The sequence below is a fragment of the Pseudomonas sp. YQ_5 genome (assembly GCF_043103305.1).
GTDB classification, from domain to species: Bacteria; Pseudomonadota; Gammaproteobacteria; order Pseudomonadales; family Pseudomonadaceae; genus Aquipseudomonas; species Aquipseudomonas putida_Y.
On record NZ_JBICJS010000042.1, the window covers coordinates 98,003 to 123,325 of the forward strand.

Annotated in this window: 21 protein-coding genes; 10 read left to right on the plus strand and 11 right to left on the minus strand. The window is 63.5% G+C overall.

The genetic code is table 11. The features are described 5' to 3' along the window. Window positions 1–45 precede the first annotated feature (45 nt). The gene (locus ACF8EA_RS07360; RefSeq protein ID WP_392521396.1) at window positions 46–900 is read right to left on the minus strand and encodes a sulfurtransferase; all 855 of its coding nucleotides are present in this window, start codon (window positions 898–900) and stop codon (window positions 46–48) included. A 35-nt stretch (window positions 901–935) separates the two neighbouring features. Then, window positions 936–1,601: a TetR/AcrR family transcriptional regulator gene (locus ACF8EA_RS07365; protein WP_392521398.1), complete on the minus strand. Its 666-nt coding sequence runs from the start codon at window positions 1,599–1,601 to the stop codon at window positions 936–938. A 151-nt stretch (window positions 1,602–1,752) separates the two neighbouring features. Between ACF8EA_RS07365 and ACF8EA_RS07370 the strand changes: the two genes are divergently transcribed. The 5 genes from ACF8EA_RS07370 (at window position 1,753) to ACF8EA_RS07390 (ending at window position 6,249) form a co-directional block, all read left to right on the plus strand. Further along, window positions 1,753–3,183: a coniferyl aldehyde dehydrogenase gene (locus ACF8EA_RS07370; RefSeq protein ID WP_021783647.1), complete on the plus strand. Its 1,431-nt coding sequence runs from the start codon at window positions 1,753–1,755 to the stop codon at window positions 3,181–3,183. Window positions 3,184–3,193: 10 nt separating this feature from the next. Continuing rightward, window positions 3,194–3,679: a twin-arginine translocation pathway signal protein gene (locus ACF8EA_RS07375; protein ID WP_392521400.1), complete on the plus strand. Its 486-nt coding sequence runs from the start codon at window positions 3,194–3,196 to the stop codon at window positions 3,677–3,679. 20 nt (window positions 3,680–3,699) lie between these two features. Beyond that, window positions 3,700–5,298, plus strand: coding sequence for a GMC family oxidoreductase N-terminal domain-containing protein (locus ACF8EA_RS07380; protein ID WP_392521402.1), 1,599 nt, complete (start codon window positions 3,700–3,702; stop codon window positions 5,296–5,298). A 112-nt stretch (window positions 5,299–5,410) separates the two neighbouring features. Further along, window positions 5,411–5,896, plus strand: coding sequence for a pantetheine-phosphate adenylyltransferase (gene coaD, locus ACF8EA_RS07385; RefSeq protein ID WP_010955660.1), 486 nt, complete (start codon window positions 5,411–5,413; stop codon window positions 5,894–5,896). 101 nt (window positions 5,897–5,997) lie between these two features. Beyond that, window positions 5,998–6,249 carry a YfhL family 4Fe-4S dicluster ferredoxin gene (locus tag ACF8EA_RS07390; protein WP_003249063.1) on the plus strand — a complete coding sequence of 84 codons (252 nt, stop codon included), beginning with the start codon at window positions 5,998–6,000 and terminating at the stop codon, window positions 6,247–6,249. A 161-nt stretch (window positions 6,250–6,410) separates the two neighbouring features. On the opposite strand, the gene mutM is transcribed toward ACF8EA_RS07390, so the two are convergent. Next, window positions 6,411–7,223 (minus strand): bifunctional DNA-formamidopyrimidine glycosylase/DNA-(apurinic or apyrimidinic site) lyase, encoded by an 813-nt coding sequence (mutM, locus tag ACF8EA_RS07395; RefSeq protein WP_010955661.1) that lies wholly within the window; start codon window positions 7,221–7,223, stop codon window positions 6,411–6,413. 3 nt (window positions 7,224–7,226) lie between these two features. Next, window positions 7,227–8,045 (minus strand): HDOD domain-containing protein, encoded by an 819-nt coding sequence (locus ACF8EA_RS07400; protein WP_172402782.1) that lies wholly within the window; start codon window positions 8,043–8,045, stop codon window positions 7,227–7,229. A gap of 175 nt (window positions 8,046–8,220) precedes the next feature. On the opposite strand from ACF8EA_RS07400, the gene ACF8EA_RS07405 reads away from it, so the two are divergent. Together ACF8EA_RS07405 and ilvD are read left to right on the plus strand one after the other, a co-directional pair. Beyond that, window positions 8,221–9,417 carry a class I SAM-dependent rRNA methyltransferase gene (locus ACF8EA_RS07405; RefSeq protein ID WP_392521403.1) on the plus strand — a complete coding sequence of 399 codons (1,197 nt, stop codon included), beginning with the start codon at window positions 8,221–8,223 and terminating at the stop codon, window positions 9,415–9,417. Window positions 9,418–9,687: 270 nt separating this feature from the next. Continuing rightward, on the plus strand, window positions 9,688–11,529 hold the full coding sequence (ilvD, locus tag ACF8EA_RS07410) for a dihydroxy-acid dehydratase (protein ID WP_003249056.1): 1,842 nt from the start codon (window positions 9,688–9,690) through the stop codon (window positions 11,527–11,529). A gap of 114 nt (window positions 11,530–11,643) precedes the next feature. Here ilvD and ACF8EA_RS07415 read toward each other — a convergent pair whose 3' ends face one another. Beyond that, entirely contained in the window at window positions 11,644–12,699 is a 1,056-nt protein-coding gene (locus ACF8EA_RS07415; protein WP_021783642.1) for a phosphorylcholine phosphatase, read from the minus strand. 244 nt (window positions 12,700–12,943) lie between these two features. Here ACF8EA_RS07415 and ACF8EA_RS07420 point away from each other — a divergent pair, with 244 nt between their 5' ends. Next, window positions 12,944–14,335 carry an L-cystine transporter gene (locus ACF8EA_RS07420; RefSeq protein WP_392521404.1) on the plus strand — a complete coding sequence of 464 codons (1,392 nt, stop codon included), beginning with the start codon at window positions 12,944–12,946 and terminating at the stop codon, window positions 14,333–14,335. A 133-nt stretch (window positions 14,336–14,468) separates the two neighbouring features. Here the strand turns inward: ACF8EA_RS07420 and ACF8EA_RS07425 are convergent, their stop codons facing one another. Further along, entirely contained in the window at window positions 14,469–14,984 is a 516-nt protein-coding gene (locus ACF8EA_RS07425) for a dihydrofolate reductase (RefSeq protein ID WP_274101973.1), read from the minus strand. A gap of 54 nt (window positions 14,985–15,038) precedes the next feature. Here ACF8EA_RS07425 and ACF8EA_RS07430 point away from each other — a divergent pair, with 54 nt between their 5' ends. Further along, window positions 15,039–16,430, plus strand: a complete 1,392-nt coding sequence (locus ACF8EA_RS07430) for a DUF2868 domain-containing protein (RefSeq protein WP_392521405.1) — start codon at window positions 15,039–15,041, stop codon at window positions 16,428–16,430. Next, on the plus strand, window positions 16,423–17,787 hold the full coding sequence (locus ACF8EA_RS07435; RefSeq protein WP_021783638.1) for a GTPase/DUF3482 domain-containing protein: 1,365 nt from the start codon (window positions 16,423–16,425) through the stop codon (window positions 17,785–17,787). Before ACF8EA_RS07430 ends, ACF8EA_RS07435 begins: the two co-directional genes overlap by 8 nt. A gap of 315 nt (window positions 17,788–18,102) precedes the next feature. Here the strand turns inward: ACF8EA_RS07435 and ACF8EA_RS07440 are convergent, their stop codons facing one another. The 5 genes from ACF8EA_RS07440 to ACF8EA_RS07460 all read right to left on the minus strand — a co-directional run bounded on the left by ACF8EA_RS07440 (window position 18,103) and on the right by ACF8EA_RS07460 (window position 25,282). Further along, complete coding sequence (locus tag ACF8EA_RS07440; RefSeq protein ID WP_392521407.1) at window positions 18,103–19,128, minus strand: putative 2-aminoethylphosphonate ABC transporter substrate-binding protein; 1,026 nt, start codon at window positions 19,126–19,128, stop codon at window positions 18,103–18,105. An 18-nt stretch (window positions 19,129–19,146) separates the two neighbouring features. Continuing rightward, window positions 19,147–20,871 carry a putative 2-aminoethylphosphonate ABC transporter permease subunit gene (locus tag ACF8EA_RS07445; RefSeq protein ID WP_392521409.1) on the minus strand — a complete coding sequence of 575 codons (1,725 nt, stop codon included), beginning with the start codon at window positions 20,869–20,871 and terminating at the stop codon, window positions 19,147–19,149. A gap of 1 nt (window position 20,872) precedes the next feature. Continuing rightward, the gene (locus ACF8EA_RS07450) at window positions 20,873–21,931 is read right to left on the minus strand and encodes a putative 2-aminoethylphosphonate ABC transporter ATP-binding protein (RefSeq protein WP_392521410.1); all 1,059 of its coding nucleotides are present in this window, start codon (window positions 21,929–21,931) and stop codon (window positions 20,873–20,875) included. Between the two features lie 219 nt (window positions 21,932–22,150). After that, window positions 22,151–23,020, minus strand: coding sequence for a LysR family transcriptional regulator (locus ACF8EA_RS07455; protein ID WP_392521412.1), 870 nt, complete (start codon window positions 23,018–23,020; stop codon window positions 22,151–22,153). Between the two features lie 9 nt (window positions 23,021–23,029). Beyond that, the gene (locus ACF8EA_RS07460) at window positions 23,030–25,282 is read right to left on the minus strand and encodes a heavy metal translocating P-type ATPase (RefSeq protein ID WP_392521414.1); all 2,253 of its coding nucleotides are present in this window, start codon (window positions 25,280–25,282) and stop codon (window positions 23,030–23,032) included. Window positions 25,283–25,323 lie beyond the last annotated feature (41 nt).

Sequence of the window (25,323 nt, forward strand, 5' to 3'; positions counted from 1 at the left end):
GCTGATAGAGGCTGCGCGCGCCTACAGGGATTCAACCCGACCTGCTTACTCGCCGGTGGCCACAGCATGCTGCGGGTTGTTGATCCATTCACTCCACGACCCGGCATACAACTTGCCCAGCGGGTACCCCGCCAGCGCCATGGCAAACAGGTTATGACAAGCCGTTACCCCAGAGCCGCAGTAAGACACCAACTGCTCCGGCACCCGTCCACCCAGTTTTTCGGCAAAACGCTGCTTTAGCTGATCCGCCGGCAGAAAACACCCGTCAGCCCCCAGGTTGTCGGTAAACGCCGCACACTGGGCACCGGGAATATGCCCCGCCACCGGGTCGATCGGCTCCACTTCACCACGAAAACGTGGCAAGGCACGCGCATCGATCAAAGTCAGGTCTGCACTACCAAGGCGCTTGCCCAGATGGTCGGCATCAATCAGCAGCTTCGCGTCCGGCTCACCACTGAAAGTGCCCTCACGTTTGGGCGGCGGGTCCAGGCTCAACGGCAGGTGCGCCGCGTGCCAGGCCTTCAGGCCACCGTCGAGAATCGCCACACCGCTGCGCTTGCCCAGCCAGACCAGCAGCCACCAGGCCCGGGCGGCAAAGGCGCCGGGGCCATCGTCATACAGCACCACTTCGCTATCGTTGTTCAGCCCCCACTCTCGCAGGCGCTCGACCAGCCGCTGCGGATCGGGCAATGGGTGGCGCCCGGTGCGCCCCTTGCTCACCGGCCCGCTGAGGTCGCGGTCCAGGTCGGCAAAATTCGCCCCAGCAATATGCCCCTGGGCATAGCTGCGCTGGCCATAGTCCACATCCTCGAGGGCAAAACGGCAGTCGAGGATCACCAACCCGGGCGAGTCCAGTCGCTCGGCCAACTGCTGCGGGGTGATCAATTGCGCAAGGGGCATGACAATCTCCTGGTCAATGGCACGAGGGCCCTGAGCTAGTGCTCCAGGGCCTGGTTGAACGGTACATGGAATTCTTCGCACAGCGCGTCCACGGCAGTGCGGGCATTGTCGGTGACGAAGCCGAGCTCCAGCACCAGCACCTGATAGACGCCGCGCTTGAAGGCTTCTTCACCCAAGTGCGCGGAATGTTCACGCGTGGTACTGAGAAAACGTACCCATGACGTCAGCACGATCCAGGCGTTGATGGTCAGTGACTCGATCTGCGCCGGCACCATGGCCAGGATGCCAGCCTCGACGAAGCCGCGGTAGATCGCCTGGCCCTGGCGCAGGCAGCGCTCGGAAAAACGCCGGTAACGGGCGGCCAGTTCGGCATCGCTGTCCAGCAGATGCTCCAGGTCACGGTGCAGGAAGCGGTAGTTCCACATCGCCGCCAGCAAGGCCTTGAGGTAGAAGCGCTTGTCTTCCACGGTTGCCGCGCGGCCCTGCGGCGGGCGCAGAAAACTGTCCACCAGCGCTTCGTACTGGCTGAACAACAGGGCAATGATCGCCTGCTTGTTGGGGAAGTGGTAATACAGGTTGCCGGGCGAGATTTCCATGTGCGCGGCAATGTGGTTGGTACTGACGCTGCGTTCGCCCTGCTGGTTGAACAGCTCCAGGCTGTTCTGCACGATGCGCTCTCGGGTCTTCATGCGCGGGGCCATGCTCAGCTCCCAGTCTGCGGGCCTTCATCAAAGGTTTATCTTACGGCGTATTACAGGTGGAATGCACCGTTGAACGGCATGTAAAAATTCGCACCATGGTACAAATTAGAGTATAGGCTCTAGGCAACCCCTGCCCGGACTCGACACCGCCATGAACTCGCCCAGTGCCTTGCCCTCTGTGCAATTCGACCTCGACCTCGCGACGACGTTCGCGGCCCAGCGTTTGGCCTTTGCCGGTAACCCGCTGCCACCAGCGGCACAGCGGCGCCAGTGGTTGAAAAGCCTGCGTGAAGCCTTGCTGGGCAACCAGGCAGAACTGATCAATGCCATCAGCCAGGATTTTGCCGGGCGCAGCGCCGACGAGACCTTGCTGGCCGAACTGCTACCGTCGGTGCAGGGCCTGCGCCACGCCGAAAAGCACTTGCAACGTTGGATGCGCAGCAGCCGACGCCGCGTCGGCCTGGCGTTCCAGCCGGCAAGCGCACAGGTGCGCTATCAACCCCTGGGCGTGGTCGGCATCATCGTGCCGTGGAACTACCCGCTGTTCCTCGCCATCGGCCCGTTGACCTGCGCCCTGGCCGCCGGCAACCGGGTCATGCTCAAGCTTAGCGAGGCCACGCCCGCGACTGGCCTGGCCCTGCAGCAACTGCTCGAGCGTGTGTTCCCCACAGACCTGGTCAGCGTTGTGCTCGGTGAAGTCGAGGTGGGCCAGGCCTTTGCCCGCCTGCCCTTCGACCACCTGCTGTTCACCGGTGCCACCAGCGTGGGCCGCCAGGTGATGCAGGCTGCCGCACACAACCTGACCCCGGTCACCCTGGAGTTGGGTGGCAAGTCTCCCGCTATTGTTTCTGACGATGTGCCGCTGGACAGCGCTGCCGAGCGCATCGCCTTCGGCAAGACCCTCAACGCCGGCCAGACCTGCGTTGCCCCCGACTACGTACTGGTGCCGCGCGAACGGCTGCCCGCCTTCAGCGACGCCTACCAGCGCGCCGTGCACCGACTTTACCCGCGCATAGCCGACAACCCCGACTACACCGCCATCATCAACCCGCGCCAGTTGCAGCGCTTGCAGCACCTGCTGGACGATGCCCGGGCCAAAGGCGCGCAAGTACTCGACTTGTACCCAGGCGAGGCTCCTCAAGGCCGGCGCCTGCCGCCACACTTGCTGCTGGATGTGAACGACAGCATGCAGGTGATGCAGGACGAAATCTTCGGCCCGCTATTGCCGCTAGTGCCTTATGACGGCATCGACCAGGCCTTGGCCTACATCAACCAGCGCCCACGCCCACTGGCGCTGTACTTCTTTGGCTATGACCGCCGCACCCAGGAGCATGTGCTGCGTCACACCCACTCCGGTGGTGTGTGCCTGAACGACACCTTGCTGCATGTTGCCCAGGACGATCTACCCTTCGGCGGCATCGGTCCTTCAGGCATGGGTCACTACCATGGTCATGACGGCTTCCTCACCTTCAGCAAGGCCAAGGCGGTACTTGCCAAGCAACGCTTCAACGCCGCACGGCTGATCTACCCGCCTTATGGCAAGGCCTTGCAGCGCCTGGTCTACAAACTGTTCATCCGCTGAGGATCGCACCATGCACCGCCGCGAACTGCTGCGTTTCAGCCTCGGCGCCAGTGCTTTTCTGGCGGGCGCCAGCCTGGTGGGGTGCAGCGCGCAAACAGCCGCGACCGGCTATCAGGTACTCCGCGACGACGACCTGCCACTGCTGCGAGCGCTGATCCCGGTGGTGCTGGCCGGCACGCAGGCCACCGAGACGCCGGTAATGCGCAGCCTCGACAACAAGCTGGCGGCGTTGTCGCCGGAAATGCTCAAGCTCACCCGGCAATTGTTCGACGTGCTCAGCCTGCCACTGACTCGCGGCCCGCTGACCGGCGTCTGGGTCAGCTGGGGCCAGGCTGGCGCCACGCAGGTCACGGCGTTCCTGCAGCGTTGGCAGGACAGCTCGCTGAACCTGCTACGCATGGGGCACGCCTCGTTGCTGCAACTACTGCAAATGGCCTGGTACGAACGCCCCGAATCCTGGGCAGACTGCGGTTACCCGGGCCCACCGAAAATCTGAAAACAACAAGAGCATCGCCAATGCCTGTCCCCGACCCGTTTCGCCAAGGCCTCGAACGCGGCTGGATCACCCACGACGCCTCGCGTCTGGAGCACGACCTGTTTCTGGAGGCCGACATTACCGTGATCGGCAGTGGTGCCGGCGGCGCCACCAGTGCGCAGATGCTCAGCGCTGCCGGTTTCAAGGTACTGCTGATCGAAGAAGGCCCACTGAAGACCAGCAGCGACTTTCACCTGCTGGAAAACGAAGCCTACGCCAGCCTTTACCAAGAAGGCCTGGGGCGCATGAGCAAGGATGGCGCCATTACCATCCTGCAGGGCCGCGCCGTGGGCGGCACCACGCTGGTGAACTGGACCTCGAGCTTTCGTACCCCGCCGCAAACACTGGCGCACTGGGCCTCGGTCCACGGTGTGAACGGTTTGAGCGAGGATGAACTGCGCCCCTGGTTCGAACGCATGGAGCAGGAGCTGGGCATCAGCCCCTGGGCCTTGCCGCCGAATGCCAACAACGATGTGCTGCGCCGGGGCTGCGAACAGTTGGGCTACCGCTGGGGGGTGATCCCGCGCAACGTGCGCGGCTGCTGGAACCTGGGCTACTGCGGCATGGGTTGCCCGGTGAATGCCAAACAATCGATGCTGGTGACCCGTATACCTGCCACCCTCGAGCAAGGCGGCGAGCTGCTGTACCTGGCGCGGGCCGAGCGCTTCACCCACAACGGCGAACGCATTCAGGGCCTGACATGCCAGGCCCTGGACGCCCAAGGCATACACCCAACCGGCAGGCAGATCAGCGTGCGGGCACGCCATTACCTCCTGGCCGGTGGCGGTATCAACAGCCCGGCCCTGCTGCTGCGCTCTGCCGCGCCCGACCCGCATGGCCGCCTCGGCAAGCGGACCTTCCTGCACCTGGTCAACTTCAGTGCGGCACGCTTCAGCGAGCGTATCGACCCTTACTATGGCGCCCCGCAGTCGATCTACAGCGACCACTTCCAGTGGCAAGGCGGCGCAGACGGTCCGGTTGGCTACAAGCTGGAAGTACCGCCGCTGCACCCGGCCCTGGCCAGCACCCTGCTGGGTGGGCACGGCCACGAGAATGCCCAGCGCATGGCCGAGCTGCCCCATACCCATGTGATGCTGGCGCTGCTACGCGATGGTTTTCACCCCGAAAGCCAGGGTGGGACCGTGGAACTGCGCGGCGATGGTTCACCCGTGCTCGATTACCCGGTCACCGACTACCTGCGTGACGGCTTGCGACGAGCCTACCGCAGCATGGCGCAAGTACAGTTCGCCGCTGGCGCCACCCAGGTGACCCCAGTGCACAGCGACGCCAGCGCCGCATCAGGCCTGGAACAGACCCTGACCATGATCGACAAACTGCGCCTGGAGCCCTTCCGCACACGCTTGGGCAGCGCCCATGTGATGGGCGGCTGCGCACTCGGCGAAGACCCGCGCCAGGCGGTGTGCGACAGCCTGGGACGCCATCACCAGCTGGAAAACCTGTCGATTCACGACGGTTCGCTGTTCCCCACCAGCATCGGCGCCAACCCGCAACTGTCGGTGTATGCCATCAGCGCCAGGCTCAGTGAAGCACTGGCCACCCGCTTGGCACACAGCGCATGACAACGAATATGGCCCCTGTCTATAGTGCCATCAGTCGGCCGCATGACTTGGCCGGGGCGCCGTCGCTGCGCTACCATCCGACTCCCCAACGCACTCCAGCCAGGATGACGCGATGAACCGAGTGTTGTACCCGGGTACTTTCGACCCCATTACCAAAGGCCATGGCGATCTGGTCGAGCGCGCTTCGCGGCTATTCGACCACGTGATCATCGCGGTGGCGGCCAGCCCCAAGAAAAACCCCTTGTTCCCGCTGGAACAACGGGTTGAGCTCGCCCGTGAGGTCACCAAGCACCTGCCCAATGTCGAAGTCATCGGCTTCTCTTCCCTGTTGGCGCATTTCGCCAAGGAACAGGGCGCCAACGTCTTCCTGCGTGGCCTGCGTGCAGTGTCTGACTTCGAGTACGAGTTCCAGCTGGCGAACATGAACCGGCAACTGGCCCCCGATGTCGAGAGCCTGTTCCTGACGCCGTCGGAGCGTTATTCGTTCATTTCCTCGACCTTGGTCCGGGAGATTGCGGCGCTGGGCGGTGATATCAGCAAGTTCGTCCACCCGGTGGTGGCCGACGCGCTGACTGAACGCTTCAAGAAGCAAGCCTGACGCCTGATTGTCGCGCCCGCGTGCACTGCGGGCGCGAATGCGGCACAATTGTGCCCATTGCGTTGAACATGCCCGGGCTATGAGCCCCGGCCGGAGCCCCCATGTCCCTGATCATCACCGACGATTGCATCAATTGCGACGTCTGCGAACCCGAGTGCCCGAACGAGGCTATCTCCCAAGGCGAAGAGATCTACGTGATCGACCCTAACCTGTGCACCCAGTGCGTAGGCCATTACGACGAGCCGCAGTGCCAACAGGTCTGCCCGGTCGACTGCATCCCGCTGGATGAAGCGCACCCGGAAACCGAAGAACAGCTGATGGCCAAGTATCGCCGGATCACTGGAAAGGGCTGATCACTGCCCTTCCCTGCACGGTCCCTGTGGGAGCGGGCATGCCCGCGAACACCGGCGTAGCCGGTGCCATTCATCGCGTCGCCTGTTTCGCGGGCTTGCCCGCTCCCACAGTTACCGCGCCAACGTTCAGGTTTCGCTTCAACAGGTTCGCAGCGAACGTTTCATCGTTGGCAGCGCGGGCAGTACACGCTCGCCCTCTGCCCCAGCTTCACTTCGCGCAACTCAGTGCCGCATACCTTGCACGGCTGCCCGCCACGCCCGTACACAAACAGTTCCTGCTGGAAGTACCCCGGCTGCCCATCGCCACCAATGAAGTCACGCAGGGTGGTACCGCCCTGCTCGATCGCCGCCGCCAGCACCCGTTTGATCTCGATCGCCAGTTTCAGGTAGCGCGCCCGGGAAATCCCGCCCGCCTCCCGGCGTGGGTCGATACCGGCGGCAAACAGCGCCTCGGTGGCGTAGATGTTGCCCACCCCCACCACTACCGCGTTGTCCATGATGAACGGCTTGACCGCCATCGACCGCCCGCGGGACAGCTGGAACAGCCGTTCACCATCGAACAGGTCGGTCAGCGGCTCAGGCCCCAGGCGCAACAGTAGCTCATGGTTCAGAGGGTCCAGGCTCCACAGCATGGCACCAAAGCGACGTGGGTCGGTGTAGCGCAGCATCAGCCCGGACTCCAGTTCGATGTCGACATGCTCATGCTTGGCCGCCGGCAAGCCCAGCTCGACCAGCCGCAGGTTGCCCGACATGCCCAAGTGGCTGATCAGCGTCCCCACTTCAGCATTGATCAACAGGTACTTGGCGCGTCGCTCCACGCTGACGATGCGCTGCCCTGACAGACGCACATCGAGGTCTTCCGGAATCGGCCAGCGCAGGCGTCGGTCGCGTACCACCACACGGCTGACGCGCTGGCCTTCCAGGTGTGGCGCAATACCGCGCCGGGTGGTTTCTACTTCTGGCAATTCCGGCATGTGTCAGTGTCCGCCCAACTCGCGAATGTTCTGCTTGAGGTTTTCGAAATCGTATTCCGACAAGCCAATGTAATCGAGCACCAAAGGGCCGACCGCATTCCATTCGTGGTCCACCGACTGGTTGCCCAGCACCCGGTAGGACGCGCAGATGTGCTCGGCCATCTTCAGCACCGCCAGCAGGTTTTTCAGCTGGCTCTGGGTATTGCGCGAAGTATCGTCGCGGAACACGCCCAAGGCATTGTGGTGGTTGGCGATGGCCGCACTGAGGTGCTCAGGCAAGCGCCAGGATTTGGCGGTGAAGTAGCCGACCACTGAATGGTTGGTGTTGAACGTGCGGTTTTCGGTATCGACCACGCGTGTTTCTTCGTCGGCCTTGGCGTATGCCTCTTCCAGCACTTCCATGTAAGTGGGGAAGCGCTTGAGCATCAACGGCACGCCGCAGTCATGGAAGAGGCCAAGGGTATAGGCCTCGTCCGCCGCCTGAATGCCGGTACGCTTGGCCAGCGTCAGGCAGGTCATCGCCACGTCCTGGGCGGTATCCCAGAAGCGGTTGAGGGTAACGATGGTCTCGTCGCTCATCTCACCCTTGATCGACTGGGCGTTGATCAGGTTGATGATCGAACGGCTACCCAGCAGGTTCACCGCACGCTGGATCGAACCGATCTTGTTGGACAAGCCAAAGTGCGGAGAGTTGACCAGCTTGAGCAAGGCGCCAGAGAGGCCCGGGTCCTGGGAAATCAGCTTGGCGATGGTTTCCAGGTCCGGGTCAGGCATGTACTGCTCGAACTGCAGATCGACCATGATCTGCGGTTGAGGCGGGATGGTGATGCCTTGCAAGGCTTGCTGGATCTGTTCGGCGCTGAGTTCTTGGGACATACGTGCACACTCGTTTAGGACGCGGCATTTTAACCCTCTAAGCGCCCCCGGTTACCACACCTCTAAAGGCGAAAGCACCGCAGACACGCTATAATCCCGCTCTTTTTCCCGGAGCGACGTCATGTCCCTGCCCAGCCTTCGCCTCAAAGCCAATGCCGACCGCCGCCTGCGCGCCGGCCACCTGTGGGTCTACAGCAACGAAGTCGATGTCAGCGCGACCCCTTTGCAAGGCTTCCAGGCGGGTCAGCAGGCCATTCTCGAGGCAGCCAACGGCAAGCCGCTGGGCATCGTCGCACTGAGCCCGAACAACCTGATCTGCGCCCGCCTGCTGTCACGCGACAGCAAGCTGCCGCTGGACAAGTCGCTGCTGGTACACCGCCTGAACGTCGCCCTGTCGCTGCGCGAGCGCCTGTTCGACCAGCCGTGCTACCGCCTGGTCTACGGTGACTCCGACCTGCTCCCAGGCCTGGTGGTCGACCGCTTCTTCGATATCCTCGTGGTGCAGCTGGCCTCGGCCACCATGGAAGCGCACAAGGATGACGTGATCGCCGCGCTGGTGCAGGTGCTCAAGCCCAGCGGCATCCTGTTCAAGAACGATTCCGCCGCGCGCGACGCCGAAGGCCTGCAGCGCTATGTCGAAACCGTCTACGGCGAAGTGCCGGACTGGGTGCCGCTGGAAGAGAACGGCGTCAAGTTCGAGGCCCCGGTGCGCGAAGGCCAGAAGACGGGCTGGTTCTACGACCACCGCATGAACCGCGCCCGCCTGGCGCCGTACGTGAAGGGCAAGCGTGTACTCGACCTGTTCAGCTACATCGGCGGCTGGGGCGTGCAGGCCGGTGCCTTTGGCGCCAGCGAAGTGTTCTGTGTCGATGCCTCGGGCTTCGCCCTGGACGGCGTGGAGCGTAACGCTGCACTGAACGGCATCAGCGAGAAGCTGACCTGCATCGAAGGCGATGTGTTCGAAGCCCTGCGCGAGCTCAAGGCAGCCGAAGAACGCTTCGACGTGATCATTGCCGACCCACCTGCCTTCATCAAGCGCAAAAAAGACCTGAAAAACGGCGAAGCGGCCTACCGCCGCCTGAACGAACAGGCCATGCGCATGTTGAACAAAGACGGCATCCTCGTCAGCGCCTCATGCTCGATGCACCTGCCCGAGGACGACCTGAACAACATCCTGCTGACCAGCGCCCGTCACCTGGACCGCAACATGCAGTTGCTCGAGCGTGGCGGCCAGGGCCCGGATCACCCGGTACACCCGGCCATTGCCGAAACCCGCTACATCAAAAGCATCACCTGCCGGTTACTGCCGAACAGCTGAAATCTGCCAAAAAGGGCCGCCCAGCGGCCCTTTCCTGCCGCAATCCCCCCGCCAACCATCCACATCTGCATTCCCTCACCGCGCCAGCGGTGTAGAATCGGCCTATTCATCGCCAGTCATCCCCGGCGGGTTTATGAGCTCTGGTCAAGCACGCGGCGATCCCGCGCCGTCTTGGCCCCATCCGTGCCAGTGGCAACCGGCCTGCGGCGCAAAGGACAAGAGAAGCTCACTCCCCTATTTGTGACCTGATTAAGCCGCCAGGAGTGTTTCATGCCTGATTATCGTTCCAAGACTTCCACCCAAGGCCGCAACATGGCCGGCGCCCGCGCCCTGTGGCGCGCCACCGGGATGAAGGACGAAGACTTCAAGAAACCGATCATTGCCATCGCCAACTCGTTCACCCAGTTCGTCCCGGGCCATGTGCACCTGAAGGACCTGGGCCAACTGGTGGCCCGCGAAATCGAACGCGCCGGTGGCGTGGCCAAGGAATTCAACACCATCGCGGTCGATGACGGCATCGCCATGGGCCACGACGGCATGCTGTACTCGCTGCCAAGCCGCGAAATCATTGCCGACGCCGTGGAATACATGGTCAATGCGCACTGCGCTGACGCCATCGTCTGCATCTCCAACTGCGACAAGATCACCCCCGGCATGCTGATGGCCGCCCTGCGCCTGAACATCCCGGTGATCTTCGTTTCCGGCGGCCCGATGGAAGCCGGCAAGACCAAGCTGGCCAGCCACGGCCTGGACCTGGTCGATGCCATGGTCATCGCGGCCGACTCCACGGCTTCCGACGAGAAAGTCGCCGAATACGAGCGCAGCGCCTGCCCGACCTGCGGTTCGTGCTCCGGCATGTTCACCGCCAACTCGATGAACTGCCTGACCGAAGCCCTGGGCCTGGCCCTGCCAGGCAACGGTTCGACCCTGGCCACCCACTCCGACCGCGAGCAGCTGTTCCTCACGGCCGGCCGCACCATCGTCGAACTGTGCAAACGCTACTACGGCGAGAATGACGAGTCGGTCCTGCCACGCAGCATCGCCAACTTCAAAGCGTTCGAAAACGCCATGATGCTGGACATCGCCATGGGCGGTTCGACCAACACCATCCTGCACCTGCTGGCAGCAGCACAGGAAGGCGAAGTGGCGTTCGACCTGCGCGACATCGACCGCCTGTCACGCAAAGTGCCGCAGCTGTGCAAAGTGGCGCCGAACATCCAGAAGTACCATATGGAAGACGTCCACCGCGCTGGTGGCATCTTCAGCATCCTCGGTTCGCTGGCCCGTGGCGGCCTGCTGCACACCGACCTGCCGACCGTTCACAGCCGCAGCATGGAAGAAGCCATCGCCAAATGGGACATCACCCAGACCGATGACGAAGCCGTGCACACCTTCTTCAAGGCCGGCCCTGCCGGTATCCCGACCCAGACCGCATTCAGCCAGTCGACCCGTTGGGAAACCCTCGACGACGACCGTGAAAACGGCTGTATCCGCAGCTTCGAACACGCCTACTCGCAAGAGGGCGGCCTGGCCGTGCTGTACGGCAACATCGCGCTGGATGGCTGCGTGGTCAAAACCGCCGGTGTCGACGAATCGATCCACGTGTTCGAGGGCACCGCGAAGATCTTCGAAAGCCAGGACAGCGCCGTACGCGGCATCCTCGCCGACGAGGTGAAAGCGGGCGACATCGTGATAATCCGCTACGAAGGCCCGAAAGGCGGCCCGGGCATGCAAGAGATGCTGTACCCGACCTCGTACCTCAAATCCAAAGGCCTGGGCAAGGCCTGCGCCCTGCTTACCGACGGCCGCTTCTCAGGCGGTACTTCGGGTCTGTCGATCGGCCACGCCTCGCCAGAGGCCGCGGCAGGTGGCGCCATCGGCCTGGTGCGCGACGGCGACAAGGTACTGATCGACATCCCTAACCGTTCGATCAACCTGCTGGTCAGCGATGAAGAGCTGGCGGAACGCCGCGTCGAGCAGGACAAGAAGGGCTGGAAGCCAGCCGAGGTCCGTCCACGCAAGGTGACCACCGCGCTCAAGGCCTATGCCCTGCTGGCCACCAGTGCCGACAAAGGCGCTGTGCGTAACAAGGCGATGCTGGAAGGCCTCTGAGGTGCTTTTGGCGTGAAATAAGAACCGGCGCCCTGGGCGCCGGTTTTTTATGCCTGCACCGGCCCCTTCGCGGGCACGCCCGCTCCCACAGGGGCCGCACAGGTAGGGCAAGATTTACTGGATCTGCTCCGGCGTGACAATCACCCAGTTCTTGTCTGCCGTCACCGGCAACCCTTCCTTGGCCTGCGCTGCCGCATTTTTGGCAATCATCCCGTTGAGCTGGTCCATGTACTTGGCCTTGCGGTTTATCCACAGGTGGATACCGCCTTTGCCCACATCCACCCCGTGGAACTGCATGTAGCCATCGCTGGTCGGCGTGTCGCCGCCCACCAGCACCGGTTTCTTCCACTCATCGATGTAGGTAAGGATCGCCGCCTGCTTGCCCGCCATCCAGGTGGCCGGGGTCCATAGGTAAGGGGTCAGCTCCAGGCCCTCGTTAGCCTTGGCATCGTAGTGCCCGGCGCTGATCTGCTTGCGCGCAGTGGTCAGCTGGCCGCTGGCGCGGTCCTTGAGCAACAGGCTCACGCCAATCACGTTCTGGGGCTTCACGTTGTATCCATACTTGGGGTCCGAGGCGACCATGCGCACCAGCTCTTCGGAGGCCGCCGAAACCACATAGACCTCGATGCCATTCTCCATCAGCTTGTTGTACAGCTCGGCCTGGCCCTTGAAGACCTTGGGCGGCTGAACCTCGATGGCCTTGACCTGGTCGCCTTCGTAATAGGTGCTGGGGATCGGCTTGGTCGAAGCCATCAGCTCATCCACCTGCGCCTTCAGCTGCTTGAGGGTAAAGCCAGAGAACACCTGGGCTACCCACGGGTAGCAGACCATGTCATCGATTTCACACAGCCGGTAGTAGTAACTGAACAGGCTTTCCTTGTGCTCGGCAGTGTCCTTGAACGGCATCAGCTTCAGCGATGGGTCGAGCTTGTCGCGGCTTAGCAGGCCCTTGTTTTCCATGAACGGAAGCAAGGCTTCTTCCAGGTCATAGCGGTAACTGGTGTTGTCCATGTCGAACACCGCATAGTTACCCTTGTTGGCATTGGCGGCGATCATGCTGTCGAGCTGCTTGGCTGCGTCGGCAGGCCAGTGTTTGAGCTCGGTGGCGAAGGTTTCGATACTGAACAGCAGGGACAGGCCGATGGCGGCGGCTTTCACAGCGACTTTCATGTACGAATCTCCTGAAATGACCCAGAAACGCTAGTGCAACAATCCCCACTGCAAACCCTCGATAACGACCCCCAGGCAACTGTAAACGCCTTGTTCATTGCAATTTGCGACACCTCGTTATTCCATAAACGACTATGCAAATTCCATTTGGGTATAAATTCGTTTGTTTTCAGGCTGTTAGCATTTCCGTTCGCAATCGCTCACAGAGGCGATGCCATTTCTGCCTTTTTCTGCTGGAGCTTCAATGAACCTGCCGCTGTCACTCAACCTGCTGGCGTTCCTGGCCCTGTTGCTGGGCCTGGCACAAACCCGCCGCACAGACTGGAGCCTGGCCAAGAAGGTACTGCTTGGCCTGGTGCTGGGCGTGGTCTTCGGCCTTGTGCTGCACACGATCTACGGCGCTGGCCACCCCGTGCTCAAGGCAACCATTGCCTGGCTCGACCTGGTCGGCAACGGCTATGTCGGCCTGTTGCAGATGATCGTCATGCCGCTGATCTTCGCCTCGATCCTCAGTGCCGTGGCACGCTTGCACAATGCCTCTTCACTGGGCCGCATCAGCGTGCTGAGCATCGGCACCCTATTGGTGACCACCGCCATTGCCGCTCTGATCGGCATTGTGTTGACCAACCTGTTCGGCCTCAGCGCCGAGGGCCTGGTGGCCGGTGCCCAGGAAAGCGCACGCATGCAGGTTATCCACAGTGACTACGCGGGCAAGGTCGCCGACCTCAACATCCCGCAACTGTTGCTGTCGTTCATCCCCAGCAACCCGGTAGGCGACCTGGCGCGGGCCAAGCCGACCTCGATCATCAGCGTGGTGATCTTTGCCGTGTTCCTCGGCCTGGCCGCGCTGCAGTTGATCAAGGACGACGCAGAGAAGGGCGAGCGCGCCCTGTCGGCCATCGACACCCTGCAGGCCTGGGTGATGCGCCTGGTGCGGGTAGTGATGAAGCTGACCCCCTATGGCGTGCTGGCGTTGATGACCAAAGTCGTGGCCAGCTCCAACACGGAGGACATCCTCAAGCTGGGCAGCTTCGTGGTGGTGTCGTACCTGGGCCTGGGGTTGATGTTCGTAGTGCACGGCATCATCCTCGCCGCCACCGGCGTGAGCCCGCTGCGCTTCTTCCGCAAGGTGTGGCCGGTGCTGACCTTTGCCTTCACCAGCCGCTCCAGCGCCGCCAGCATTCCACTGAACATCGAAGCACAAACCCGCCGTCTGGGCGTGCCGCAATCGATCGCCAGCTTCAGCGCATCGTTCGGCACCACCATTGGCCAGAACGGCTGTGCCGGGCTCTACCCGGCCATGCTGGCGGTGATGGTTGCGCCAGCGGTAGGCATCGACACCTTCGACCCACTGTGGATTGCCACCCTGGTGGCCATCGTCACGCTGAGTTCGGCAGGGGTTGCCGGCGTGGGCGGCGGTGCTACCTTCGCCGCGCTGATCGTGCTGCCAGCCATGGGCTTGCCGGTGGAGTTGGTGGCGCTGCTGATTTCGGTGGAGCCGCTGATCGACATGGGCCGTACGGCGTTGAACGTGAACGGTTCGATGACGGCGGGCGTTGTCACCAGCCAGCTGCTGAAAGAGACAGACAAGGAAGTGCTGGCCGGAGATGAACATGCCGAGCTGAGCCACACCTGACAGATCGCCCGGGGCGCTTTGCGCCCCTTTCGCGGCAAGACCGCTTGAGTCTTGCTCAAAATCTGAACACCCTGTGGTCCCCCGTAGGAGCGGGTTCACCCGCGAAGGGCTGCAAAGCAGCCCCCCGACAACCTCAAACCTTGTCCCAAACCTCGAAGTGATACGCCGGCTTGCCTTCCTCACCCTGTGCCTCGCTAGAAGTCAGCCTCCACTGCCCTTCATCAAACGCCGGGAACCACGCATCCCCCTCTGGCGCCAACTCAACCCGCGTCAGGTACATGCGGTTTACCAGCCCCTTCTCCAGCGCCTGCCCATACAGCTGCGCCCCACCTATCAGCATCAGCTCTCCGACGCCCTGCTCGCGCGCCCACTGCTCGGCCCGCACCAACGCCTCTTCAAGCGAGGCGAACACCTCGGCACCCGCCAGTTGAAGCTCCGGCTGGCGGCTGACCACGATGTTCAGCCGCCCAGGCAACGGCCGCCCCAGCGAATCCCAGGTCTTGCGCCCCATGATGATCGGCTTGCCCAGGGTGGTGGCCTTGAAGTACTTGAAGTCCCCCGGCAAATGCCAGGGCATGGAGTTGTCGATGCCGATCACGCGGTTCTCGGCATACGCCGCGATCAGGCTGAGGGGGAGTGATGTATTCATGCCAGCGAGGATAGCACCGGGCGTGTGGGTTATGCTTCTGCCTTGACCTGTGCAATGGAAGACCTTGTGACTGCACCCACGCCACTGGACAAGCGCTGGCTCACCGAAGCGGTACGCCTGCGCGAAGAACATGCCGGCCCGCTGGAAGACCAGGAAGCCAACCGCCACGCCCGCCAGCTAGGTGGCGACCTGGCCACGCGCATCGAAACACGTGCGCTGTTCCTCGCCGAGCGCGATGGCATGACCGGCGCCCTGCGCCATTGGAAGCAGGGCGCGCGCCTGGCGCTGCTGGCCTTGCTGCTGATGGCCGTGCTCAGCGGCGCAGGCCTGGGGCTGGCCGCCCTCGGTGACGGGCAGCGCCCGGTGAATGTGTTCTGGGCGCTGGGCAGCCTGCTCGGGCTGAACCTGCTGATGCTGCTGGGCTGGGCCATGGGTTTTGCCCTGAGCGGCGAGCATGGCGCAGGGCTGGGCCGCTTGTGGCTGTGGCTAAGCGAACGCTTTGCCCGCGATGCCAAGGCCGCGCACCTGGCGCCAGCGCTGCTGGTGCTGCTGCAACGTCAACGCCTCAACCGGTGGCTGCTCGGCCTGTTGGTACATGGCCTTTGGCTGTTGGCGATGCTTACCGCACTGGGCATGCTGCTGGCCTTGCTGGCGACCCGGCGCTATGGCTTTGTCTGGGAAACCACCTTGCTCGCCGCCGACCCGTTCATTCACCTGACCCAAGCGCTGGGCGCCCTGCCCTCGTTGCTAGGCTTCGCCGTGCCCGACGAAGCCATGATCCGCTCCAGCGGCGACAGCCTGCCGGCCCTGGACATGGCACGCCAGGCCTGGGCCAGCTGGCTGCTCGGCGTGGTGCTGGTATACGGCCTGCTGCCCCGCCTGCTGCTGGCCGGGCTATGCCTGTGGCGCTGGCGCCAGGGCCGTGAACGCCTGACGCTGGACCTGGGCCTGCCCGGTTACGCGCAACTGCGCGAGGCACTGATGCCGCGCAGCGAGCGCATCGGCGTGCAGGACGCCGCACCGGAAGCCTTGCCACAATTTGCCGCCGGGCAGCTGGAAAGCGGCAGCAGCGGTGCCCTGCTGGTGGGCCTGGAGCTGGATGACCAGCGCCCCTGGCCACCCGCCCTGCCCAAAAGCGTGACCGATGCCGGCGTGCTCGACAGCCGCGAATCACGCAACCGGCTGCTGGAACAGCTCAGCCGCTTCCCACCAGCACGCCTGGCCATCGCCTGCGACCCACGCCGCTCGCCCGACCGAGGCAGTTTGGCGCTGCTCGCCGAACTGGCGCGCAATGCCGGCGCCACCCGTATCTGGCTGCTGCAGGCCGCACCGGGCCAGCCCCTCGATGCCGAGCGCCTGGGCGATTGGCACGAGGCCCTTGACCGCCTTGGCCTGCAACATGCCGACACCTCACCGCTGACCTGGCTGGAGCATGGCTATGACTGAGCCACTGAAACTGGCCGTGGTCGGCCATACCAATGTTGGCAAAACCTCGCTACTGCGCACCCTGACCCGCGACGTCGGCTTTGGCGAAGTGTCCCACCGCCCCAGCACCACCCGCCATGTGGAAGGTGCGCGACTGTCTGTGGACGGTGAACCCTTGCTGGAGCTGTACGACACGCCCGGCCTGGAAGATGCCATCGCGCTGCTCGACTACCTTGAACGTCTGGAACGCCCGGGCGAGCGCCTGGACGGCCCGGCCCGCCTGGAGCGTTTTCTGCAGGGCAGCGAAGCGCGCCAACGTTTCGAGCAGGAGGCCAAGGTATTGCGCCAACTGCTGGCCAGTAATGCCGGCCTGTATGTGATCGATGCGCGCGAGCCGGTGCTGGCCAAGTACCGAGACGAACTGGAAGTACTGGCCAACTGCGGCAAGCCGTTGCTGCCGGTGCTCAACTTCGTCGCCAGCAGCCAGCACCGCGAACCGGAATGGCGTGAAGCCCTTGCCCGGCTTGGGCTTCACGCATTGGTGCGGTTCGACAGCGTGGCCCCGCCAGAGGATGGCGAACGCCGTTTGTACGAAAGCCTGGCGCTGCTGCTGGAAAGCGCCCGCCCGGCACTGCAACGGCTGATCGACGACCAGCAGGCGCAGCGCCTGGCACGCCGGCACAGCGGCAAGCGCCTGATCGCCGAACTGCTGCTCGACTGCGCTGCATGCCGGCGCAGTGTCGAGGCCGAACCGGCGGCAGAAGCCCGGGCCATCGAGGCGCTGCGCCAGGACATACGCCAACGAGAACAACGCTGCGTCGAAGCCTTGCTCAAGCTGTATGCCTTCCGCCGCGAGGACGCCCATGCCAGCGACCTGCCGTTGCTGGATGGCCGCTGGGGCGATGATTTGTTCAATCCAGAGACGTTGAAACTGCTGGGCGTGCGCCTGGGCAGTGGCGTTGCGGCGGGGGCGGCAGCGGGGGCCGGGGTCGATTTGCTGGTTGGTGGCCTTACCCTCGGCGCAGCGGCGCTGGCCGGGGCGATTGCCGGCGGCGCGCTGCAGACGGCGCGCAACTATGGGTCACGGTTGATGGGCAAGCTCAAGGGCAAGCGCGAGCTGACCGTGGACGATACGGTATTGCGTCTGCTGGCCTTGCGTCAGCAGCAGTTGATGGTGGCGCTGGATAACCGCGGGCATGCGGCACAGGACAGCATTCGTCTGGTGGAGCTGGATGAGAAGGCCTGGCGTGAGGGCAAGTTGCCGGAGGCGCTGGTCAAAGCGCGGGCGCACCCGCAGTGGTCCACCCTCAATCCAGGGGCGAAGCTGAATCAGGCTGAGCGGCAGGAGCAGCTCGAAGCGCTGGTTTCGCAGATTTGAGGGGCTGCGAGGGGTATGCCTTGAAGGATGTGGTGCCTGTGAGATCGAGCGCCGCCCGCGCGGCGCATCGCGAGCTGCGCTCGCTCCTACGTTTGTTTCGGGCCAGTTATGCCTGTGACAGGCGCGCGCGACCGCCTTGATTGTACGACGCGATATCGCGGCATGCGCCAAGGGGGGACGCGCGCAAATCCCGCAGGAATGATTGGCCCGAAACAAACGTAGGAGCGAGCGCAGCTCGCGATGCGCCGCGCGGGCGGCGCTCGATCTCACAGGCGACAAAAACCTCAAGCCGGACACCCACCAGCCCTCACCCAATCACTGCGCTGCCACCTTCTCCGACTTACCGTCATAGCGCTTGCGCCATTCGGCCAGAATCTGGTCACGGTTTTTCGAAGCCCAGACAAAGTCGTTCTTGATCAACCGCTGCTCATAATCTGCCGGCAGTTCGGTCTGCGGCTTGGCAATGCCCGGCGCGGCCAGTACGGCGAAGTTTTCCTTGTACAGTTCCATGGCCGCCGGGCTGGCCGAGAAATCGGCCAGGCGCTTGGCTGCATCCGCCTTGGGCGAGCCTTTGATCACTGCGGTTGCCTCGATCTCCCAGCCCAAACCCTCCTTTGGCAGCACGATGTCCAACGGCGCACCTTGGCGCTTGAGCTGCACGGCCGGGTATTCGAACGAAATACCGATCGGGAACTCGCCCGCCGCCGCCAGCTTGCACGGTTTGGAGCCAGAATGGACGTACTGGCCGATGTTCTGGTGCAGCGCGTCCATATAGGCCCAGCCCTGCGGCTCGCCAAAGGTCTGCAACCAGGCACTGACATCCAGGAAGCCGGTGCCGGACGAGGCCGGGTTGGGCATGACAATCTTGCCTTTGTACTCAGGCTTTGTCAGGTCCTGCCAGCTCACCGGTTTGCTCAGGCCCTGTTTCTCGGCCTCGATGGTATTGAAGCAAATGGTGGCGGCCCACACGTCCATGCCGACCCAGGCTGGCGGGTTGGCGGCGTCGCGATAATTACCGGAGATCTTGCCCAGGTCCTTGGGCGCATAGGCTTCAAGCATGCCGTTCTGGTCGAGGATGGCCAGGCTCGACGCCGCCAGACCCCACACAGCGTCGGCTTGCGGGCGGTCTTTCTCGGCCAGCAGCTTGGCGGTGATGATACCGGTGGAATCACGCACCCACTTGATCTCGATATCCGGGTTGGCCTTCTCGAAGGCCTGCTTGTAGGTTTTCAGCTGTTCGGCTTCCAACGCGGTGTAGACCGTCAGCTGGGTATCGGCGGCCGACGCCTGCAGGCTGAACACGGCGGAAACGGCAGCGGCAAGGGCAAGGTGCTTGTGCATGGGTAGGTTCCTTGGAAGTCAGACGGTCGCGGCGCGTTGGCGCCAGGCTTGGGAGCGGCGCAGCAGGCCGCGCGAGGCTGCAGCCAGCAACAGTGAAGCGCCGGCACTGGTCAGCAGGATCAAGGTGGACATGGCGGCGGCACCGCCAACGTTGCCGGCGTCGTCCATGTTCAGCACGGCAACGGCAGCCAGGATGGTGTCGGGGCTGTACAGAAAGATCGCTGCCGACACGGTGGTCATTGCCGATACGAACAGGTAGCGGATGATGTCCAGCAGCGCCGGCAGGCAAATCGGCACGGTCACCCGCAGGAAGTGCTTGTACAACGGCGCTTTCAGCGACAGCGCGGCGGCCTCGAACTCGCCGTCGAGCTGGCGCAGGGCGGTGGTCGCGGTCATCTGCGCGGTGGTCAGGTAATGGGCAATGGTGCACACCACCAGCAACCCCATGCCGCCGTACAACACATGCAGCGGGTTGCCGTTCAGGTTGAAGAAGAATACATAGCCCAGGCCCAGTACCAGGCCCGGCACGGCCATGGGGATGAAGCTGAGCAGGCGCAGCGCATGGTTGAGCAGGCGTTGGCCCTGGGTCTTCTCCATCAGGTAGGCACCGGTGAAGATCACGATGCTGCCAATCAGCGCGGTGCCAATGGCCATGGTCACGCTATTGCGGTAGGCCAGCCAGCCGCCACCGGCAGTGTCTTCGAACATGTAGTGGCGCAGCGACAACGACAGGTTGTAGGGCCAGAAAGTGACCAGCGAGGAGTACACCGCCATACCGATCACCACCAGCAACGCCGCGCACACCAGCAGCACAATGGTCAGGAAGCAGGCATCGCGGCTGCGTGATGGCTTGGGTTCGAATACCTGCGCACGGCCGCCCATGGCCTCGCCCTGGCGTCGGCGCAGCCAGGCGTCGACGGTAAAGCTGAACAGCGCTGGCAACAGCAGCACCATGCCGATCAGCGCGCCACGGCCGAACTGTTGCTGGCCCACCACCGCCTTGTAGGCTTCCAGCGCCAGCACTTGATAGTCGCCCCCCACCACGACCGGTACACCGAAGTCTGTGATAGTCAGCGTGAATACCAGGCAAAACGCCGCGAATACCGCCTGGCGCGAGGCCGGCCAGGTGATGCTGGTGAACGCCCGCCACGAGCCTGCCCCCATGCTGGAGGCCGCATCGAACAGGCGAGCATCAGCCAGTGACAGTGCCGACAGCAGAATCATCAGCGCATGCGGGAAGGTGTAGATAGCCTCGCCCAGCACGATGCCCCAGAAGCCGTAGATATTGTCGCTGAGCAACCCGCGCAGCAGGCCCTGATTGCCAAACAGGTAGACCAGGGCAATGGCCGGCAGCATCGACGGTGCCAGCAATGGCAGCAGCGAAATCCCCCGCCACAGGCCCTTGGCCGGGATCAACGTGCGTTGCAGGGCAAAGGCGAACAAATAGGCAAGCGGTACCACAATGGCCGCGACGGTGAAGGCCACCGACAGACTGTTGCCAAGTAGCCAGTGGAAGCTGGCGCTGGCGAACAGTTCACGGGCCGCCAGCAAGCCACCACCCTGGCCCGCTTCCCCGCTGAAACCACGCCAGAAGATCGCCAGCAACGGCATCAGCACGGCCAGCACCAACAGGATCAGCAGCAGGCTCTTGCCGCCGACGACGAACAGCCGGTCACCCAGGGCGATGCCAGCACGCGGCGCGGCTTTGGCCTGGCTCAACGGCAGGGACATTGGCGCGGCCATCTCAGGCAAACACCTGCAGGCTCTGCGGCGGCAACGCCACCCAGATGTCCTGCGAGCCCAGGCGCGGCATGGCCTCTGGGGCCAGCTCGGCCAGCAGGGCATGGCCTGGCAGGGCCTTGAGTTCAAAGCTCATGCGGCAGCGGTTACCGAGGAAGGTGATTTCGCGGACCATGGCCGGGAACAGATTTTCTTCGTGCACCACCGGGTTGACCGTGATCGCTTCCGGGCGGCAGAACAGCCGGCCACTGCTGGCCTGGGCTGAACCCGGCGCCAGGCGCATGTTCATGTCGCCGACCTGGGCATGGCTGTCGCTGCTGCGGTGGAAAGGCAGCCAGTTGCCCTGGCCAACGAACTCCGCGACGAACGGCGTGGCCGGGTGGTCATAGATTTCCTGCGGGGTGGCGTACTGCTCGACCTGACCGTTGTTCATCACCGCAATGCGGTCGGCCATCAACATGGCCTCGTCCTGGTTGTGGGTAACCATCAACGTGGTGATGCCCAGTTGGCGCTGCAACTGACGCAGTTCGGTGCACAAGTGCTCACGCACCCGGGCGTCCAGCGCCGACATCGGCTCATCGAGCAGCAGCAGCGACGGCGACGGTGCCAGCGCGCGGGCCAGGGCCACACGTTGCTGTTGGCCACCGGAGAGCTGGCCTGGGTACTTCTTCTCGCTGCCCGACAGGCCTACCAGTTCGAGCATTTCGGCCACCCGCTGGCGGGCCTGCTCCCGAGCACTGCCCGACAGGCCATAGGCGATATTGGCTTCGACGGTAAGGTTGGGAAACAGCGCGTAGGACTGGAACAGGATGCCGTAGTCCCGCGCCTGGGGAGACAGATCGGAGATATCGCGTTCGCCGATGTACAGCGTACCGCGGTCCTGGCGTTCCAGGCCGGCAATGCAACGCAGCAGCGTGGTCTTGCCACAGCCGGATGGGCCGAGCAGGCACACCAGCTCGCCCGCGGCGATGTCCAGCGAGACATCGTTGAGCGCCGTGAAGGCTCCGAAGCGCTTGTGGATATTGCACACTTTTATCTGTGCGCCGGGGGTGGTGTGGTTCATGGCAGGGCCTCATCGAAGAGATGGGGCCATGCTAGGCAGGCTGTGCGAAGGTTCTGTGGCTTTAAGGCAAAAGCCGGTGATAGTGGTATAGGCAGATTTAGTAGTGGCCTGTGCCGGCCTCTTCGCGGGTAAACCCGCTCCTACAACGGAATGCGTGTTTGCGGAAAATGTACGCAGAAATGCAGGAGCGGGTCTACCCGCGAACAAGCCAACGCGAATCTAGAACTGCGAACCGGCCACTTCCTGCGCCACTCCCAGGAATGCCGCCGGCAACCGGGCCTGGCGCCGCTCCTTCAGGCAATACAGGTACTCATGCATCACCGGCGCATTTTCCAGCGCCAGCACCCGGAGTTCGGGATTGTGCGGCACCTCATGGCGGGCAATCACGCTGATGCCGATATTGCGCAGCACCGCTTCGCGGATCGACTCGCGGCTGCCGATTTCCATCGTGGCGCTGGCCTTGACCCCAGCCTCCTGCATCATCTGCTCGGTCAGCTTGCGTGTGGTCGAGCCCTTCTCGCGCATCAGCAGGCAATGCCCCGACACCACCTCGATCGACACCGTCTGGCGATGGGCCAGCGGGTGGTTACGGTGCACCGCCACCACCAAAGGGTCAGTGCCCAATATCCGCCGCACCAACCGTGCGTCCTCCACCCATTGCGACGACGCGGCAATATCCACCCGGTAATCCTCGAGCATTTCCAGTACCTGCTGCGAATTGCCGATCTCCACCGCTACCTCAACCTGCGGCAGGCGTTCGCGATAGACCTTGACCAGGTCGAGAATGTAGTAAGGCGCAGTGGCAGCGATGCGCAAGCTGCCCTGGGCCTGGCCACTGTTGCGCAGCTCGAACTCGATGTCGGCTTCCTGCTGCAGCAGCGCCTTGACCATCGGCAGCAGGCGTAGGCCTTCCTCGCTCAATACCAGGCGCCGCCCGCCGCGGTAGAACAGCTCCACAGCGTACTGGCCTTCCAGGCTGCGGATCTGGGTGGTCACCGTGGGCTGGCTGAGGCCAAGCTTCTTCGCCGCCTGGGTGATGCTGCCCAGACGGGCCACCATGTAGAAGGCCTTCAGCTCGGCACTCAGCATGCACGTCCTCTATTTACGCAAAAGGCGCAAGCCGTTGAACACCACCAGCAAGCTCACGCCCATATCAGCGAACACCGCCATCCACATCGTGGCCATGCCGGCAAAGGTAATCGCCAAAAATATCGCCTTGATGCCCAATGCCAGAACGATGTTCTGCATAAGGATCGCCGCACTTTGGCGCGACAGCCTGACGAAGGCCGGGATTTTCCGCAAGTCATCGTCCATAAGCGCCACATCGGCAGTCTCGATCGCCGTGTCGGTGCCGGCAGCAGCCATGGCAAAGCCTATTTCGGCGCGAGCCAGCGCCGGGGCGTCGTTGATGCCGTCACCGACCATGCCCACCCGATGGCCTTGGTCGTACAAGGCCTCAATGGTTTTCAGCTTGTCGGCCGGCAACAGGTTGCCCTCGGCGCGGTCGATCCCCACCACGGCGGCAATGGCCTGCGCAGTATGGGGATTGTCACCGGTCAGCATGACAGTCTTGATACCCAGTTGATGCAATTCGGCGATCGCCTGACGGCTGCTGTCCTTGACCGTGTCGGCCACGGCGAACAGTGCCAGTGGCCCGGAGCGGTCGAGCAGCAGGACCACTGTCTTGCCCTGGCGCTCCAGCGCATCCAGTTGGGCCTCCAGCGCTGGCGAACACAGCCCCAGTTCCTCGACCAGACGATGATTGCCCAGGTGGTAGACCTCACCGGCGATCACGCCACGCACGCCACGCCCGGCCAGGGCGGCGAAGTCACTGACCTCGCTCAAGACCAGGCCTTGCTGCTTGCCGAACTCGGCAATGGCGCGGGACACCGGGTGGTCCGATCGCTCGCCCAGGCTGGCCGCCAAGGCCTGTGCACGGTCTTCGAACAGCGGCACCAGCACCTTGGCGTCGGTCTGCACCGGCTTGCCATGGGTAATGGTGCCGGTCTTGTCCAGGGCCAGGAAATCAAGGTGGCGGCCACCCTCCAGGTACACGCCACCCTTGATCAGGATGCCTTTGCGCGCAGCGGCGGCCAGGCCACTGACGATGGTCACCGGGGTCGAGATCACCAGCGCGCACGGGCAGGCCACCACCAGCAGCACCAAGGCGCGGTAAACCCAGTCGAACCAGGCGCCAGCCATGAACAGCGGTGGTATCAGCGCCACGGCCAAGGCGATGGCGAACACCACCGGGGTGTAGATGCGCGAAAAACGGTCGACAAAGCGCTGGGTAGGCGCCCGCGCGCCTTGCGCTTCCTCCACCGCCTTGATGATCCGCGCCAGGGTCGACTGCCCGGCAGCGGCGGTGACGCGAAACTCCAGCGCCCCCGCCTGGTTGATGGTGCCCGCGAACAGTTTGTCGCCCACCCCCTTCTCCACAGGCAGGCTTTCGCCGGTAATCGGTGCCTGATCGACGCTGGATTGCCCACTGGTCACTTCACCGTCCAGGCCGATGCGCTCACCCGGGCGCACCCGCACCAGTGCGCCGATGTCTACCTCACGCACTTCCAGCTCGCGCCACTGGCCATCGGCCTGCTGCACCGTAGCCATGTCCGGGGTCAGTTGCATCAAGCCGCCGATGGCATTACGCGCACGGTCCAGCGAGCGCGCTTCGATCAGTTCGGCAACGGTGAACAGCACCATCACCATAGCCGCTTCCGGCCACTGGCCAATCAATACGGCCCCCGTCACGGCGATACTCATCAGTGCATTGATGTTGAGGTTACGGTTTTTCAGGGCAATCCAGCCCTTCTTGTAAGTACCCAGGCCGCAACCGAGGATCGCTGCCAGTGCCAGGCCCGCCACCACCCATTCCGGGGCGAGTGCAGCAAAGTGCACGATTTCGGCGGCGATTGCGGCAACGCCCGACAATGCCAGTGGCCACCAGCGGGCCTTGGCCGGTTGTGGCACGCTGGCGCTGCCATCGTCTTGGGCGGCAATCGGCTCGGCCTTCATGCCCAGGCTGTCGATAGCCCGCTCGATATCGGCGGTGCCATCCAGGGTGTGGCGCACGCCAAGCACGCGGTTGATCAGGTTGAATTCCAGCTGTTCGATACCGGCCAGCTTGCTCAGCTTGTCCTGGATCAGGGTCTGCTCGGTGGGGCAGTCCATCGCATCAATGCGGAAACGGCTGAGTTGCGCCTGGGCGCTGGCCGTTTCGCTCAGTTGCACCAGCGGCGGTGCGGCTTTGGCGCCGCAGCAGCTCTGGCCGTGGGCAGCATGGCCATGGTCGTCATCGCCATGAGCGTGATCGTGCGGATGCTTGTGTTCGTGGCTGACAGGCTGGTTCATGGGTCATCCTTAAATTGAGCCTGTTGCCAAGTGAACACCCT